At 73.6% G+C, this 15901-nt stretch carries 11 protein-coding genes; 7 read left to right on the top strand and 4 right to left on the bottom strand.

Annotated features, from left to right (window positions below; translation table 11 throughout):
• Positions 1-41: 41 nt before the first annotated feature.
• Positions 42-659: a TetR/AcrR family transcriptional regulator gene (locus ACFRAV_RS22135; RefSeq protein WP_382557985.1), complete on the bottom strand. Its 618-nt coding sequence runs from the start codon at positions 657-659 to the stop codon at positions 42-44.
• A gap of 83 nt (positions 660-742) precedes the next feature.
• Here ACFRAV_RS22135 and ACFRAV_RS22130 point away from each other — a divergent pair, with 83 nt between their 5' ends.
• The 4 genes from ACFRAV_RS22130 to ACFRAV_RS22115 all read left to right on the top strand — a co-directional run bounded on the left by ACFRAV_RS22130 (position 743) and on the right by ACFRAV_RS22115 (position 6547).
• Positions 743-2359, top strand: coding sequence for a carboxyl transferase domain-containing protein (locus ACFRAV_RS22130; RefSeq protein ID WP_382557984.1), 1617 nt, complete (start codon positions 743-745; stop codon positions 2357-2359).
• 78 nt (positions 2360-2437) lie between these two features.
• The gene (locus ACFRAV_RS22125) at positions 2438-4402 is read left to right on the top strand and encodes an acetyl/propionyl/methylcrotonyl-CoA carboxylase subunit alpha (RefSeq protein WP_382557983.1); all 1965 of its coding nucleotides are present in this window, start codon (positions 2438-2440) and stop codon (positions 4400-4402) included.
• Positions 4399-5358, top strand: coding sequence for a hydroxymethylglutaryl-CoA lyase (locus tag ACFRAV_RS22120; RefSeq protein ID WP_382557982.1), 960 nt, complete (start codon positions 4399-4401; stop codon positions 5356-5358). The genes ACFRAV_RS22125 and ACFRAV_RS22120 overlap by 4 nt, the downstream gene beginning before the upstream one ends.
• A 28-nt stretch (positions 5359-5386) precedes the next feature.
• Positions 5387-6547, top strand: coding sequence for an acyl-CoA dehydrogenase family protein (locus ACFRAV_RS22115; RefSeq protein WP_382558010.1), 1161 nt, complete (start codon positions 5387-5389; stop codon positions 6545-6547).
• A gap of 378 nt (positions 6548-6925) precedes the next feature.
• On the opposite strand, the gene ACFRAV_RS22110 is transcribed toward ACFRAV_RS22115, so the two are convergent.
• Positions 6926-8815, bottom strand: a complete 1890-nt coding sequence (locus ACFRAV_RS22110) for an NAD-binding protein (protein ID WP_382557981.1) — start codon at positions 8813-8815, stop codon at positions 6926-6928.
• A gap of 648 nt (positions 8816-9463) precedes the next feature.
• Here ACFRAV_RS22110 and ACFRAV_RS22105 point away from each other — a divergent pair.
• On the top strand, positions 9464-10504 hold the full coding sequence (locus tag ACFRAV_RS22105) for an ABC transporter substrate-binding protein (RefSeq protein ID WP_382557980.1): 1041 nt from the start codon (positions 9464-9466) through the stop codon (positions 10502-10504).
• Between the two features lie 81 nt (positions 10505-10585).
• On the opposite strand, the gene ACFRAV_RS22100 is transcribed toward ACFRAV_RS22105, so the two are convergent.
• On the bottom strand, positions 10586-12361 hold the full coding sequence (locus ACFRAV_RS22100; RefSeq protein ID WP_382557979.1) for a beta-N-acetylhexosaminidase: 1776 nt from the start codon (positions 12359-12361) through the stop codon (positions 10586-10588).
• A 157-nt stretch (positions 12362-12518) separates the two neighbouring features.
• Between ACFRAV_RS22100 and ACFRAV_RS22095 the strand changes: the two genes are divergently transcribed.
• Together ACFRAV_RS22095 and glmS are read left to right on the top strand one after the other, a co-directional pair.
• Entirely contained in the window at positions 12519-12776 is a 258-nt protein-coding gene (locus ACFRAV_RS22095) for a hypothetical protein (protein ID WP_382557978.1), read from the top strand.
• Positions 12777-12790: 14 nt separating this feature from the next.
• Positions 12791-14605: a glutamine--fructose-6-phosphate transaminase (isomerizing) gene (gene glmS, locus ACFRAV_RS22090; protein WP_351118327.1), complete on the top strand. Its 1815-nt coding sequence runs from the start codon at positions 12791-12793 to the stop codon at positions 14603-14605.
• A gap of 424 nt (positions 14606-15029) precedes the next feature.
• Here glmS and ACFRAV_RS22085 read toward each other — a convergent pair whose 3' ends face one another.
• Entirely contained in the window at positions 15030-15560 is a 531-nt protein-coding gene (locus ACFRAV_RS22085; RefSeq protein WP_351118328.1) for a universal stress protein, read from the bottom strand.
• Between the last annotated feature and the right edge of the window lie 341 nt (positions 15561-15901).

Raw genomic sequence — 15901 nt, 5'->3', positions numbered from 1 at the left:
GTGGAGTGGACGGATGCGGGCGCGACGGCCCAGCGCGGGGTTCAGGCCCGGGCGGCGGCGTCGGCGGCGGAGGCGAAGGCGCCGCGCGCCATGGCGTGCAGCAGCGTGGCGGTGGCCGCTCGGTTGGGCAGCTTGGGCCGGCTCAGGTGGGGCGTGGAGTTGAGGAGGCCGAACACCGCGTGCACCGCCGCCCGCGCGGGCGGCTCGGCGAGCTGGGGGTGGACGTCCCGGACGACCTCGACCCACAGCTCGACGTACTGGCGCTGCAGCTGGCGCACCATCTTGCGGTCGCTGTCCCGCAGGCGGTCCAGCTCACGGTCGTGCAGGGTGATCAGCGGGCGGTCGTCGAGCGCGAAGTCGATGTGCCCCTCGATCAGCGAGTCGAGGACCGCACCGGGGCCGCCGGCCCCGGGCTCCGTCCCGGCCTCGGCCACTCGCCGCCTGCCCCCCGTGAGGAGCTGACCGCTGATGCCCACCAGCAGCTCCGCGAGCATCGCGTCCTTGCCGGGGAAGTGCCGGTACAGGCCGGGGCCGCTGATGCCCACGGCAGCGCCTATCTCGTCGACGCCGACGCCGTGGAAGCCGCGTTCGGCGAAGAGCCGCGCGGCCTCCTTGAGGATCTGCTCACGGCGGGTCGAGGCATCCGTCCTGGTGGCCATGCCATCAATTGTAGACAGGGCGGTTAGCGCTCGTTAACCTGAAGGAAATCGGTTAACGAGCGCTAACCTGAGGGAGCTCGTAGATGGACGACGCACCGGAGCTGAAGAGCGCGGCGGATCCCGCCTCGGACGCCTGGAGGGCCAACGAGGCGGCCCACCGCGCCCTGGTGGAGGAGCTCGGCGCCAAGCTGGCCGCGGCCCGCCTGGGCGGGGGCGAGAAGGCCCGCGCGCGGCACACCGCGCGCGGCAAGCTGCTTCCCCGCGAGAGGGTCGACACGCTGCTCGACCCCGGCTCGCCCTTCCTGGAGCTGGCTCCGCTGGCCGCGGACGGGCTGTACGGCGGGCAGGCGCCCGCCGCGGGAGTGATCGCCGGCATCGGCCGGGTGAGCGGCCGCGAGTGCGTGGTCGTGGCCAACGACGCCACGGTCAAGGGCGGCACCTACTACCCGATGACGGTGAAGAAGCACCTGCGCGCCCAGGAGGTCGCGCTGGAGAACCGCCTCCCGTGCGTCTATCTGGTCGACTCCGGCGGCGCCTTCCTGCCGATGCAGGACGAGGTCTTCCCCGACCGGGAGCACTTCGGCCGCATCTTCTACAACCAGGCGCGGATGTCCGCGGCCGGCATCCCGCAGATCGCCTCCGTGATGGGCTCCTGCACGGCGGGCGGTGCGTACGTCCCGGCGATGAGCGACGAGGCGGTCATCGTCCGCGACCAGGGCACGATCTTCCTGGGCGGTCCGCCGCTGGTGAAGGCGGCCACCGGCGAGGTGGTCACGGCCGAGGAGCTCGGCGGCGGAGAGGTGCACTCCCGCACCTCCGGCGTCACCGACCACCTCGCCGAGGACGACGCGCACGCGCTGCGCATCGTGCGCACCATCGTCTCCACGCTGCCCGCACGCCGGGAGCTGCCGTGGAAGGCCGTCGCCCCCGTCGAGCCCAAGGTGGACCCCTCGGGTCTGTACGGCGCGGTGCCGGTCGACTCCCGGACCCCCTACGACGCCCGCGAGATCATCGCCCGGATCGTCGACGGCTCGAAGTTCGCCGAGTTCAAGTCGGAGTTCGGGCAGACGCTGGTCACCGGCTTCGCCCGGATCCACGGCCACCCGGTCGGCATCGTCGCCAACAACGGCATCCTCTTCGCCGAGTCCGCCCAGAAGGGCGCGCACTTCGTCGAGCTGTGCGACCAGCGCGGCATCCCGCTGGTGTTCCTGCAGAACATCTCAGGGTTCATGGTGGGCCGGGACTACGAGGCGGGCGGCATCGCCAAGCACGGCGCCAAGATGGTCACGGCGGTGGCCTGCACCCGGGTCCCCAAGCTGACCGTGGTGGTCGGCGGGTCCTACGGCGCAGGCAACTACTCCATGTGCGGGCGCGCCTATTCGCCGCGCTTCATGTGGATGTGGCCCAACGCCAAGATCTCCGTGATGGGCGGCGAGCAGGCCGCCTCGGTGCTGGCAACGGTCAAGCGGGACCAGCTGGAGGCGCGCGGCGAGGAGTGGCCGGCCGAGGAGGAGGAGTCCTTCAAGGCCCCGGTCCGCGCCCAGTACGAGGAGCAGGGCAGCGCCTACTACGCGACGGCGCGCCTGTGGGACGACGGCGTGATCGACCCGCTGGACACCCGGCAGGTCCTGGGCCTGGCCCTGACCGCCTGCGGCAACGCCCCCCTGGGCGAGCCGAAGTTCGGCATCTTCCGGATGTAAGGGGTGGGACACGTGGCACGCATCAGGACAACGCAGCTCGGTACGACACAGCCCGAGGCAGGGCAGGCGGGGCGGGGCATGTTCGACACGGTGCTGGTCGCCAACCGCGGCGAGATCGCGGTGCGGGTGATCCGGACGCTGCGCGAGCTGGGCATCCGCTCGGTCGCGGTCTTCTCCGACGCCGACGCCCGGGCGCCGCACGTCCGCGCCGCCGACACGGCGGTGCGGATCGGGCCGGCGCCGGCCGGCGAGAGCTACCTGCGCGTCGACCGCATCCTGGAGGCCGCCGCGCGCACCGGCGCGCAGGCCGTCCACCCGGGATACGGCTTCCTCGCGGAGAACGCCGGCTTCGCGCAGGCCTGCGCCGACGCCGGACTGGTCTTCCTCGGCCCGCCCGCCTCGGCGATCGACCTGATGGGCGACAAGATCCGCGCCAAGGAGACGGTCCGCGCGGCCGGGGTCCCGGTGGTGCCGGGCTCCAGCGGCAGCGGTCTGACCGACGACGAGCTGGCGGCGGCGGCCCGGGAGATCGGCATGCCGGTGCTCCTCAAGCCCAGCGCGGGCGGCGGCGGAAAGGGCATGCGCCTGGTCCGCGTGGAGTCCGCGCTGGCCGAGGAGATCGCCGCGGCGCGCCGTGAGGCGCGCGCCTCCTTCGGCGACGACACGCTGCTGGTGGAGCGCTGGATCGACCGCCCCCGGCACATCGAGATCCAGGTGCTGGCCGACGCCCACGGCAACGTCCTGCACCTGGGCGAGCGCGAGTGCTCGCTCCAGCGACGGCACCAGAAGATCGTCGAGGAGGCGCCGAGCGTCCTGCTCGACGAGGAGACCCGGGCGTCGATGGGCGAGGCCGCCGTGCAGGCGGCCCGCTCCTGCGGCTACGTCGGCGCGGGGACGGTGGAGTTCATCGTCCCGGGCAACGACCCCTCCTCGTACTACTTCATGGAGATGAACACCCGTCTCCAGGTCGAGCACCCGGTGACGGAGCTCGTCACCGGCCTGGACCTGGTGGAGTGGCAGCTGCGGGTGGCGGCCGGTGAGCCGCTGCCGTTCACCCAGGAGGACGTCACCCTCACCGGCCACGCGGTGGAGGCGCGGATCTGCGCGGAGGACCCTTCCCGCGGCTTCCTGCCCTCCGGCGGCCGGGTCCTCCTGCTGCGCGAGCCGTCCGGCCCCGGGGTGCGCACCGACTCCGGGCTGGCCGAGGGCTCCGAGGTGGGCAGTCTCTACGACCCGATGCTGGCCAAGGTGATCGCGTACGGCCCGGACCGGGCCACCGCCCTGCGCCGCCTGCGCGCCGCCCTCGCGGACACGGTCGTGCTGGGCGTGCCCACCAACGCCGGGTTCCTGCGCCGTCTGCTGGCCCACCCCGACGTGGTGTCCGGCGAGATGGACACCGGGCTGGTGGAGCGCGAGGCGGACGCGCTGGTCCCCGACGGGGTACCGGCCGAGGTCTACGAGGCGGCGGCCGCCGTCCGGCTCGACGGGCTGGCGCCCGCGCCCGCCGAGGGCGGCTGGACGGACCCGTTCGCCGTGCCCAGCGGCTGGCGCATCGGCGGCCCCGAGGCGCACCGGCCGCTCGGCTTCCCGCTCCAGGTCCCCGGGCTCGACCCGGTCACCCACACCGTGCGGGCCGACGCCGCCCACCACGAGGTCGGCGAGGGCGGCGTCTCGGTCACCCTGGACGGCGTCCGCCACACCTTCCACCGGGCCGGGGACTGGCTCGGCCGGGAGGGCGACGCCTGGCAGGTCCGTGACCACGACCCGGTGGCGGCCTCGCTGACCGGCGCGGCCCGCGCGGGCGCCGACTCGCTGACCGCCCCCATGCCCGGCACGGTGACGGTGGTCAAGGCCGCCGTCGGCGACCGGGTGGAGGCCGGGCAGAGTCTGCTGGTGGTGGAGGCGATGAAGATGGAACACGTCATCTCCGCCCCGCACTCCGGCACGGTCGCCGAGCTCGACGTCACCCCCGGCACGGCGGTCGCCATGGACCAGGTGCTCGCCGTGATCACCCCCGACGAGGAGACGGAGGGCGCGGCATGACCGCCGACGCGACGACCGGCCCGGGCGCCCTGCCCATGCGGGTGCCCGCCGAAGGCCTTCCCGCCCGGGTGCGGATCTACGAGGTGGGCGCCCGGGACGGCCTGCAGAACGAGAAGGCGACGGTCCCCACCGAGGTGAAGGCGGAGTTCGTCCGCCGCCTCGCCGGGGCGGGCCTGTCCACCGTCGAGGCCACCAGCTTCGTGCACCCGAAATGGGTGCCGCAGCTGGCGGACGCGGAGCAGCTGTTCCCGATGGTCCGCGACCTGCCGGTGGAGCTGCCGGTGCTGGTGCCCAACGAGCGCGGCCTGGACCGGGCCCTGGCGCTCGGCGCGCGCACGGTCGCGCTGTTCGCCAGCGCCACCGAGTCCTTCGCCAAGGCCAACCTGAACCGCACGGTCGACGAGTCGCTCGCCATGTTCGAGCCGGTGGCCGCCCGTGCCAGGGCCGAGGGGCTGCGGATCCGCGCCTACGTCTCGATGGTCTTCGGCGACCCCTGGGAGGGCCCCGTCCCCGTCGCGCGGGCCGTGGGGGTCTGCCGGGCGCTGATGGACATGGGCGCCGACGAGCTGAGCCTGGGCGACACCATCGGCGTCGCCACCGCGGGCCATGTCTCCGCGGTGCTCACCGCGCTGAAGGACGCCCAGGTCCCCGTCGAGGCGACCGGCGTCCACTTCCACGACACCTACGGCCAGGCGCTGGCCAACACGCTGGCCGCGCTCCAGCACGGTGTCACCACCGTCGACGCCTCCGCCGGAGGCCTCGGCGGCTGCCCCTACGCGAAGTCCGCCACCGGCAACCTCGCGACCGAGGACCTGGTGTGGATGCTCCAGGGCCTCGGCGTCGAGACCGGGGTCGACCTCGGCCGTCTCACCGCCACGAGCGTGTGGATGGCCGAACAACTGGGCCGGCCCAGCCCGTCCCGCACCGTCCGAGCCCTCTCCCACCAGGAGCAGTGACGCGATGACCGCCACCACCGCCACCCCCATGGACCGCCGCCTCAGCCCGGAGCTGGAGGAGCTGCGCCGCACCGTCGAGGAGTTCGCCCACGACGTGGTCGCCCCGAAGATCGGCGACTTCTACGAGCGGCACGAGTTCCCCTACGAGATCGTCCGCGAGATGGGCCGCATGGGCCTGTTCGGCCTGCCCTTCCCCGAGGAGTACGGCGGCATGGGCGGCGACTACTTCGCCCTCGGCGTCGCCCTGGAGGAGCTGGCGCGGGTCGACTCCTCGGTCGCCATCACCCTGGAGGCCGGCGTCTCCCTCGGCGCCATGCCCATCCACCTGTTCGGCACCGAGGAGCAGAAGCGGGAGTGGCTGCCGCGGCTGTGCTCCGGGGAGATGCTCGGCGCGTTCGGCCTGACCGAGCCCGAGGGCGGCTCCGACGCGGGCGCCACCCGCACCACCGCGCGGCTCGACGCGGCGACGAACGAGTGGGTGATCAACGGCTCCAAGTGCTTCATCACCAACTCCGGCACCGACATCACGGGGCTGGTCACGGTCACCGCCGTCACCGGCCGCAAGGCGGACGGCCGGCCGGAGATCTCCGCGATCATCGTGCCCTCCGGCACCCCCGGTTTCACGGTGGCCGCCCCCTACTCCAAGGTCGGCTGGAACGCCTCGGACACCCGGGAGCTCTCCTTCTCCGACGTCCGGGTCCCGGCCGCCAACCTGGTGGGCCAGGAAGGCCGCGGCTACGCCCAGTTCCTGCGGATCCTCGACGAGGGCCGGATCGCGATCGCCGCGCTGGCCACCGGTCTGGCGCAGGGCTGCGTGGACGAGTCGGTGAAGTACGCCGGGGAGCGCCACGCGTTCGGCCGCCCGATCGGCGCCAACCAGGCCATCCAGTTCAAGATCGCCGACATGGAGATGAAGGCGCACACCGCCCGCCTCGCCTGGCACGACGCGGCGGCGCGGATGGTCGCGGGGCAGCCGTTCAAGAAGGAGGCGGCGATCGCCAAGCTGTACTCCTCGACGGTGGCGGTGGACAACGCGCGGGAGGCCACGCAGATCCACGGCGGGTACGGCTTCATGAACGAGTACCCGGTGGCCCGCATGTGGCGCGACTCCAAGATCCTGGAGATCGGCGAGGGCACCAGCGAGGTCCAGCGGATGCTGATCGCCCGCGAGATGGGGCTTCCCGGCTGACCCGCCCCGACGCCTGACCGTACGTCCCGTCCTCGAGCCGGGGGCCGCGGCGACCCCGCGGCCCCCGGCGTGGAACCCGCGCGGCCCTCGGCACGGCACGCTCGCCGCCCCCGGTGCGGCAGCTCCGCGGCCCTCGGCCGCGGAACCCCACGGCCTTCCGGCGCAGCATCCCTGCGGCCGTCTGGCGCAGCCCCGCCCGCGCCGCCGCCCGCCCTTTCCTCGGCCGCGGAACCCCGCGGCCCTCCGGCACGGCCCCGCCCACGCCGCCGCCCGCACCCTGGCGCGCGCACGGGGTGCAGGGCGCACCGGCCTGGGCACAGGCATGCGGGCCGCCCCGCCCCGACCGGGCGGCGGCTCGCACACCGGCCGGCGGCCCGCTCAGCCCGTGGCGCCCCGGGTGGTGCTCAGGATCTCCGCGTAGCCGCGCCGGGTGACGGCCAGGACGATGCGGTCGTCCGGCTGGAGGACGTACCCCGGGTGGAGGTCCCACAGCAGCTGGGGGCCGTCCGGGCGGGCCTCGCGGGCCAGGTCGGGGCGGCGGGCCTCGGGCCGCCGGGTGTCCAGGGCGATCACCCGCCACGCCCCCGCGCGGAACGCCTCGGCCACCGTGCGCCCCTCGAACCGCGGGTGCCCGCCGACCACCAGCGCCGCGAACAGCAGCACCTTGCGCTCGATGGAGATCGCCCCCAGCACCTGACGTCCCATCATCGCCGCCGCGAACGCGGGCGCGGAGAGATGGCTGACGCTCCGGCTGCGGGTGACGGCCCGCGGATGCGCCGCCCGCAGCGTCCGGTAGACGACGGTGGCGAACTCGTCGTCGTACAGCCGCAGCGCCACCCGCAGCTCGGGCGCGATCGAGCGGGCCGCCAGCGTCGCCTCCAGGTTGGTGGTGTCGGAGCTGGTCAGCGCCAGCAGCGCCGCGGCCCGGTGGATCTTGGCCGCGCCCAGTACCCCCGCCTCGGTGACGTCGCCCAGCACCACCGGCACCCCCAGGTCCCGGGCCAGCGGCACGCCCCGTGCCTCGGCGGACTGCTCGACGCACACCACCGGCATGTCCAGCTCCCGCAGCCGGGCCAGCACCCGGGTGCCGACCCGGCCGAGACCCAGCAGCACGATGTGCCCGGAGAGCCCGCGCGGCGGACGCCGCAGCGCGCCCGCGCCGCGGAAGGTGCCCAGCGCCTCCAGCCCGGCCGCCACCAGCAGCGGCAGCAGGGCGAGGCCGACCAGGCCGGAGAGCAGCTGCAGGATCTGACGGGACGCCGACTGACCCGTGGCCGGGTCGCCGATGCCGAGGAGGTCGAGCAGCGAGACGTAGGTCGCCGACAGCAACTCCATGTCGGTGAGCACGGTGGTGGCGACGGCCAGCGCCAGCACGGAGGCGACCACGCCGGCCGTGGCCCAGCGCAGCCGCCGGGAGAACAGCCGGGACAGCGGCGCCCCGCGCCGGGCCAGCCGGTGCGGCGGCAGGGCGGGGCCGGTGCGGCGCACCGCGTCCAGCACCACCGTGCCGCGCCCGGTGGCCGCCCGTACCTCGGCGTCGTCGGGCAGCAGGCGCGGCCCCTGCGGGCCGCTGGCGTCGGACCCCTCGGCGCCCGCGGGGTCGGCGGTGGTGGAGGAAAGGAGGGCCAGCGTGCACAGGCCCGGGTCGGCGGCCTCCCCCGTCCGCGGCGGGGTGCGCTCGGCGGCGCGCAGCAGCAGTCCGTCGGCCTGCACCACGCGGCGGGTGTCCGCCACGGCGGTGGCGGCGAGGGCGGGAGCGGCGGTGTCGGCGTCCGAGAGGACCGTGGTGGAGGCCTCCAGGGTGGCCCGGTCCAGCTCGGGCCGCGCCATCAGGGCCGCCTGGTCGAGGAGTTCCTCCATGTACTCGCCGAGCTTGCGGTTGTACATCCGCACCACCAGCCGGACCGAGGGGTTGAGCCTGCGGGCGGCGAGGGCGGCGCGCAGATTGGTCTCGTCGTCCTCGTAGAGCAGCGCGATCGCGGCGGCGCGCTCCACGCCCGCCTCGGTGAGCACGTCCGCGCCCGGCCGGGGGGCGTGCAGCTCCAGCACCGGGGTGCTCAGCCCCGGCTGGGAGTCGTCGGGCCCCGGCTGGGCCTGCCCCTGGCCCCAACGGCCCAGGAGCGCGGCGGCGCGGGAGACGGTGGAGGCGAGCGTCCCGGCGTCCTCGGTCCGCTCCCCCGGCACCACCAGGACCACCCGCTGCCGGTAGACGTCCCGCAGCTCGGCGGCCAGCCGCGGGGCCAGCCCGTCGTCACCGCAGACCAGCATGTGCGGTTCCGCCGGCGACCGTTCGCCCTGCCTCGGCAACGTGACCACGCGCCCACCCCCTGAGCTCTCGCGTCCCATCCGTCGGGCCGTCAGATCACCGCGCCCGCACGTCCGCAGGCCCGGCGGGCCCGCCCGTCCGCAGGCCCGCCGGCGCGCAGACCTACAGCCCGTCAGGCCCGGTCCCGCAGCCCGCAGCCCGCAGCCCGCAGCCCGCAGCGTTCGGCGTCCGGGGGGGGGGGGGGGGGCCCCGCCCGCCCCCCCCCCCCCCCCCCCCCCCCCCCCCCCCCCCCCCCCCCCCCGCGCCCCCCCCCCCCCCCCCCCCCCCCGCCCCCCACCACCCCCCCCCCCCCCGCCCGGCGGTGGGCGGGGGCCGGGGGCGGCCCCCCCCACGACTCCGGCACCCCGGTCCCGGCCCGGGCCGACGACCCCCGTGCCGCGCATGATCGCATCCCCGCGGGGCGGCGCGCAGTGCCTGGACCCGGCAGTGTCGGGACGAGCCGGTTGCCGGGACGGACGCCGGGCCTCCCCACCTGCGGACGCTCCCGGAAAACCGCGGTCCGCCACCCCCTGGACAAAGCCAATGTAGGTAAGGCTAACCTTGCCTCGAATCGTCCGGCGGCCGTCCGCCCTGTTCGAAAGCAGTGACCCATGCGCCACGTCCGTCCCTCCCTCCCCACCCGCCGCGGCATCCTGGCAGCCGGCGGCGCCCTCGGCCTCGGCGCCGTCCTCGCCGCGTGCGGTGACGACGAGCCGGCGAAGGGCAGTGCGGACAAGGGCGAGGCCGCCTCCGGCCCGTGGTCCTTCACGGACGACCGCGGCACCACGGTGAAGCTGGACAAGGCGCCGCAGAACATCGTGGCCTTCACGGGCGTGGGCGCCGCGCTGTACGACTACGGCGTCCAGGTCAAGGGCGTCTTCGGCCCGACCACCACCAAGGACGGCAAGCCGGACGTCCAGGCCGGCGACATGGACGTGTCCAAGGTGAAGGTCATCGGCAACGTCTGGGGCGAGTTCAGCGTCGAGAAGTACGCCGCCCTCAAGCCCGACCTCCTGGTCTCCACCATGTTCGACGGCGCGGGCACCCTCTGGTACGTGCCGGAGGAGTCCGAGAAGCAGATCGCCAAGTTCGCCCCGAGCGTGGGCGTCTCCGTCTTCGACGTGCAGATGACCAAGTCCCTGGAGCGCATGGCGGCGCTGGCCGAGTCGCTGGGCGCGGACATGAAGGCCGCCGAGGTCGTCGAGGCGAAGAAGAAGTTCGAGGAGGCCGCCGCGCGCCTCAAGGCCGCCGCGAAGGCCCGCCCGGAGATCCGCGTCCTGGCCGGTTCCGCCTCCCCCGACCTCTTCTACGTCTCCACCCACAACCTCTCGATCGACCTCGAGTACTACAAGGCCCTCGGTGTGAACATCGTCGAGCCGGACGCGAAGGCGATCAAGGAGAGCGGCGGCTGGTTCGAGAGCCTGAGCTGGGAGAACGTCGACAAGTACAAGGCCGACGTGATCATCATGGACGACCGGGCCCAGGCCATCCAGCCCGCCGACATCACCAAGGCGACCTGGAAGAAGCTGCCCGCCGTCAAGGCCGGCCAGGTCATCGCCCGTTCGCCGGAGCCGATCCTGTCCTACGCCAAGTGCACTCCGCTGCTGAACAACCTTGCCGAGGCCATCGAGAACGCCAAGAAGGTGGCCTGACCGCTGCCTCCCCCTCGGGCAGCCGTGGGAGCCCCCGGAGACGGTCCTCCGGGGGCTCCCGCGCGTCCGCCGCCCGACGGCTCACCCCGCAGCCGCGACCCCCTCGGCTCCCTTGACCCCCTCGGACCCCTCGGCGTCTCCGGACGGCCACGGCACCTCCGGGGACCGGTAGTAGTCCAGGCCCATCGCGTCCCACCGCGGCGCCTGCGCGGCCAGCCGCACCCGGTAGGCGTCCCAGTCGTGGGCGTCCGCCGGCGACCAGCCCAGTTCGGCGATCCCCGGCAGCCGGGGGAAGGCCATGAACTCCAGCTCCTGCGGCGTACTCAAGGTCTCCGTCCACAGCGGCGCCTCGACGCCCCGCACCGCGTCCTCCGGTACGCCGGAGGACGCGAGGTAGGTGGCCGGGTCCCAGTCGTAGGACCGGCGGACCTCCACCAGCCCGGCCCAGTCGAGTCCGAGCGGCGTCCCGTCGGTGTACTTCATGTCCAGGTACGCCCGGTCGGCCGGCGACAGGATGATCCCGGTGCCGGCCCGGGCCGCCTGAGCCACCCGGGCCCGTTCCTCCTCCTCGGTGGCGTCGTAGCCCCAGTACTGCGCCAGCGCCCCCGGCGCGGGCTCCGCCGCGGTGAGCTGGTGCCAGCCGATCACCGTCTTGCCGTGCTCGGCGACCAGGGGCTGCACCCTCGCCATGAAGGCGACGTAGTCCTCGTGCGGGGTGGAGTGCGCCTCGTCCCCGCCGATGTGGAGGTAGCGGCCCGGGGTGAGCTCGGCCACCTCGCGGATCACGTCCTCCACGAAGTCGTAGGTCACCTCCTTGCCGACGCACAGCGAGGAGAAGCCCACCTTGATCCCGGTGTACGCGGGCGGCGCGACGCCGTCGCAGTTGAGCTCCGCGTAGGAGGTCAGCGCGGCGTTGGTGTGGCCCGGCAGGTCGATCTCCGGGACGACCTCCAGGTAGCGGGAGGCCGCGTGGGCGACGATCTCCCGGTACTGGTCCTTCGTGTAGTGGCCGCCGGGCGTGCCGCCGACCTCGGTGGCCCCGCCGACGGCGGTGAGCTGGGGCCAGGAGTCGATCGCCAGCCTCCAGCCCTGGTCGTCGGTGAGGTGCAGGTGCAGCGTGTTGACCTTGTACAGCGCGATCCGGTCGATGAACCGCTTGACCTGCTCGACGGTGAAGAAGTGCCGCGCCACGTCCAGGTGCACGCCGCGGTAGGCGTAGCGCGGGCGGTCCTCGACCACGCCGCCGGGCACCTGCCAGGGTCCGGGCCGCACCCGGCCGGCCTCCACCTCGGGCGGCAGGAGCTGACGGAGGGTCTGCACGCCGTGGAACAGCCCGGCGGGCCGCCCGGCCGTCACCGTCACCCCTGAGGGGCCGCTGGTGAGCCGGTAGCCCTCCTCCCCCCAGGGGCCGTCCGCGAGCCGCAGCCGAATGCCCCCGGCACCGCGCGGCTCACCACCGGCCCCGTCCCCGAGACCCCCCGCCCCGTCCCCGGGACCGCCCGCCCCCTCGTCGTCCCCGCCCGCGCCGGTGACCGGAAGGCGGTAGCCGGTGGAGGTCCGCAGCAGTTCCGCGAGGTAGACGCCGATCGCGCGCACCTCGGGACCGTCCTCGACCCGGATCGCCGTGCCGGAGGTGATCCGGTACGGGGCGCCGCCCGGCTCGGCCGAGACCGGCGCCGGGATCAGCGCGCCGAACCCCCCGGCCGGCGCGTCGGCCTCGCCGGGACCGGCCGTCCGTTCCGAGGGCCCGGCTCCGGCCGCTCCCCCGGCGGCCGCCGTCAGGAGCAGCAGTGAGGCCGCCAGCCGTAAGGCCGTGTGCCGTTGTCCCGCCACGGTCGTCCCCTTCCGTTCACTCATTGCGCCGCAAGAAGGTCTGGACCACTTCTCCCCACACGGGAGGCGCGACAATCCCCTCGCGCGCCGTCCTGTGGCGTCGCGCACCCGAACGCCAGAATCCTGCCCGATATCGGGCAGAATTGTTGCGGATACCACGCGACGTATCGGAGGATCGAGCATGCACGACGAACTTGTCGATCATTTGACGCGGTCTTCCTCGCTCACGCGGGGCGAGGCCGTGCGGGTGATCCAGGACGTTCTCGCCTACTTCGACGAGACGACCGAGGACTACGTCCGTCGCCGCCACCGCGAGCTCCAGGCCCAGGGTCTGGTGAACGCGGAGATCTTCACCAGGATCTCGGCGGACCTCCAGTACCGCGCGGTGGCGCCGCCGGAGCTCTCGCTCCGTCAGCTCCGCCGCATCGTCTATGGCTGAGGGAACCACACCACATGTGCGGAATTGTCGGGTACATCGGCAAGCGTGACATCGCCCCGCTGCTCCTCGAAGGCCTCGCGCGCCTCGAGTACCGCGGCTACGACTCTGCCGGTATCGCCGTCACGGCCCCCAAGGGCGGGCTGAAGATGGTCAAGGCCAAGGGTCGTGTCCGTGAGCTGGAGGCGAAGGTGCCGGCCCGTTTCAAGGGCACGGCCGGCATCGCGCACACCCGCTGGGCCACCCACGGCGCGCCGTCCGACGTGAACGCGCACCCGCACCTCTCCGCCGACGAGAAGGTCGCCGTCGTCCACAACGGCATCATCGACAACGCCTCGGACCTGCGCCGCAAGCTCGAGGCCGACGGCGTCGAGTTCCTCTCGGAGACCGACACCGAGGTCCTCACCCACCTGATCGCCCGCTCCCAGGCCACCACCCTGGAGGAGAAGGTCCGTCAGGCGGTCCGCCTGATCGAGGGCACCTACGGTGTCGCCGTGCTGCACGCCGACTTCCCGGACCGGATCGTCGTCGCCCGCAACGGCTCGCCCGTCGTGCTCGGCATAGGCGAGAAGGAGATGTTCGTCGCCTCGGACATCGCGGCGCTGGTCACGCACACCCGTCAGATCGTCACCCTGGACGACGGCGAGATGGCCACCCTCACCGCGGACGACTTCCGCACCTACACCACCGAGGGCACCCGCACCTCCGCCGAGCCGACCACCGTCGAGTGGGAGGCCGCCTCCTACGACATGGGCGGCCACGACACGTACATGCACAAGGAGATCCACGAGCAGGCCGACGCCGTGGACCGCGTGCTGCGCGGCCGCATCGACGACCGGTTCTCCACCGTGCACCTGGGCGGCCTGAACCTGGATGCCCGTGAGGCGCGCCAGATCCGCCGCGTGAAGATCCTGGGCTGCGGCACCTCGTACCACGCCGGCATGATCGGCGCGCAGATGATCGAGGAGATGGCCCGCATCCCCGCGGACGCCGAGCCGGCCTCCGAGTTCCGCTACCGCAACGCGGTCGTGGACCCCGACACGCTGTACATCGCCGTCTCCCAGTCCGGCGAGACCTACGACGTGCTCGCCGCGGTGCAGGAGCTCAAGCGCAAGGGGGCCCGCGTCCTCGGCGTGGTCAACGTGGTCGGCTCCGCCATCGCCCGTGAGTCGGACGGCGGCATCTACGTCCACGCCGGCCCCGAGGTCTGCGTGGTCTCCACCAAGTGCTTCACCAACACCACGGTGGCCTTCGCGCTGCTGGCCCTGCACCTGGGCCGCACCCGCGACCTGTCCGTCGCCGACGGCAAGCGGATCATCGCGGGCCTGCGCCGCCTGCCGGAGCAGATCAACGAGATCCTCAAGCTCGAGGACGAGGTCAAGGAGCTGGCGCAGGAGTTCGCCGACGCCCGCTCCACGCTCTTCATCGGCCGCGTCCGGGGTTACCCGGTCGCCCGCGAGGCCTCGCTGAAGCTCAAGGAGATCACCTACATCCACGCCGAGGCCTACCCGGCCTCCGAGCTCAAGCACGGTCCGCTGGCCCTGATCGAGCCGGCCATGCCGACCATCGCGATCGTGCCGGACGACGACCTGCTGGAGAAGAACCGCGCCGCCCTCGAGGAGATCAAGGCCCGCAGCGGCAGGATCCTCGCGGTCGCGCACCGGGACCAGGAGAAGGCCGACCGGACCGTCGTCGTCCCGAAGAACGAGGACGAGCTGGACCCGATCCTGATGGGCATCCCGCTGCAGCTGCTCGCCTACCACACGGCGCTGGCGCTGGGCCGGGACATCGACAAGCCGCGCAACCTGGCGAAGTCGGTCACCGTCGAGTAGTCGGCCACGGTGGGGCGGTCGGCACCCGCCATCGTCATCCCCGGGTTCGCCCTCGCCCTCGCCTCGCCCCTGAACGGCGAAACGGTCCCTGTGCGCCACCATGCACAGGGACCGTTCCTTTCCCATGGGCCGGAGCCGCCCGAATCCTCCGGCCCTGGCTGCCGTTGGCGGTGGCCGTCACCCCACGGCGGCCGGCAGCCGGTTTCCGTGTCGGTGTCATTCCCTCGCTACGACGCCGAACACGCCGTACGCGCCGGTAGCTTGGGCGCGGGCGTGCACCAACTCCGCATGCAGTCCGCGGTGTTCGGCGGACGCGGCGGTGGACGGCGGCTGATGCGCCCCGGCGGCTGAAACGCCCGGCGGGCCGGGCGGGGGCGCCTCGGAGGGGCGGCCCTGGCAGGGCATACGAGCGCCCCGCAGTCGCTCAGGGGATGACGACCACGGGCCGCTGCGCCCGCTTGGCCAGCCGGCCGGCGACCGAGCCGAAGACGCGGCTGAGCAGTCCGTGCGTCGAGCCCACGACGATGGCGTCGGCCTCGTACTCCCGGCCGACCTCCTCGAGTTCGTGGCAGATGTCCCCGCCGCGCTCGACCAGGATCCACGGCACCTCGGCGAGGAAGTCCGAGCAGGCGAGCTCCAGGCCGAGCACCTCGGTGCGGTGGTCCGGCACGTCCACGAAGACGGGGGGCTCGCAGCCGGCCCAGACCGTGGTCGGCAGGCGGTTGGCGACGTGCACGATGATCAGCCCCGAACGGGACCGGGTGGCCATGCCCACGGCGTAGGCGAGGGCGCGCTCACTGGACGTCGAGCCGTCGAAACCGACGACCACCCCGTGCTTGAAGGCGGGGTCGCAGGGATGAGGACGCAGCTCTTCGGCCGCGAGGGGATCGGCCGCCGTCGGTTCGGCGACCGGCCGCTTGCGGTCCGCTGGATCGGTGTATTCGTGACCGGCCATGACTGTCTCGGCGTAGTGATCCTCGTTGGGGCGACGTGAGCGGCGGAGCTGTGTCCGGGATCCATCTTCCCGTCCCCATACCCTTCAGGGTACGGCGGCAAGCGTTCCCGGGCCCTTTTTCTGCCGCCTCCGGGGGGAGATCCGCAGGTCCGGACGGGTACCGGCAGTTGCCGGTGGCAAGGCTTCACCCGGCTGCCCGCTCCGCGAGGGCCCGCCGGGATTCTCCGGAGCATGCATGAGCCGACGCCTCCCGCGCAATGTTGGCTGCGCCGTACAGGCGGTTCGGCCGCCGTCCGGCCCGGCCTCGCGGCCCCGCCCCCGGTCCCGCCGAGAGGCCTCGG

The organism is Streptomyces sp. NPDC056600, from assembly GCF_042792855.1.
GTDB lineage: Bacteria > Actinomycetota > Actinomycetes > Streptomycetales > Streptomycetaceae > Streptomyces.
Note: the sequence above shows the minus strand (reverse complement) of the source record. Positions and strands in the feature narration are given on the sequence as shown.